This window comes from Acinetobacter sp. SK-43 (genome assembly GCF_015351505.1).
GTDB classification, from domain to species: domain Bacteria; phylum Pseudomonadota; class Gammaproteobacteria; order Pseudomonadales; family Moraxellaceae; genus Acinetobacter; species Acinetobacter junii.
On sequence record NZ_JADKPY010000112.1, the window covers coordinates 1 to 554 of the forward strand.

Sequence of the window (554 nt, forward strand, 5' to 3'; positions counted from 1 at the left end):
ATTGTGATCTATATTTGCAAAGTCGCCTTTCACTATTGGAGCAGAAATTAGCAATCATTAATCGCATGGCAGCGACCAACGATTTGCCTGATGCGATGATCAATCAATCTGGTCTAAAAATAACACCTCTCGATGCCGTGGCTCCTGATACAGCCCAAACTTTAATTGACCAAACAGCAATGCTGTTACCACATATCAAGATCACCGAATTATTAATGGAGGTCGATGAATGGACAGGCTTTACTCGACACTTCACTCATTTGAAAACGGATGACACTGCGAAGGATAAAGCGTTATTGCTCACGACCATACTGGCTGATGCAATTAATTTAGGGCTGACGAAAATGGCCGAATCATGTCCTGGTACAACTTATGCCAAACTCTCATGGCTACAGGCTTGGCATATCCGTGATGAAACTTATTCAACGGCATTGGCCGAATTGGTGAATGCTCAATTGAAACAACCTTTCGCTGAAAACTGGGGAGATGGCACTACCTCCTCATCAGATGGCCAACGCTTCCGCGCAGGTGGCAGAGCTGAAAGTACAGGACAT

The 554-nt window shown here is 44.6% G+C and carries 1 protein-coding gene; it reads left to right on the top strand.

Translation table 11 applies throughout. The annotated features are described in order from the left end of the window. Positions 1-554 (top strand): Tn3 family transposase (locus tag IRT38_RS17455; protein WP_194598353.1); only part of this gene is annotated, 554 nt, incomplete at both ends.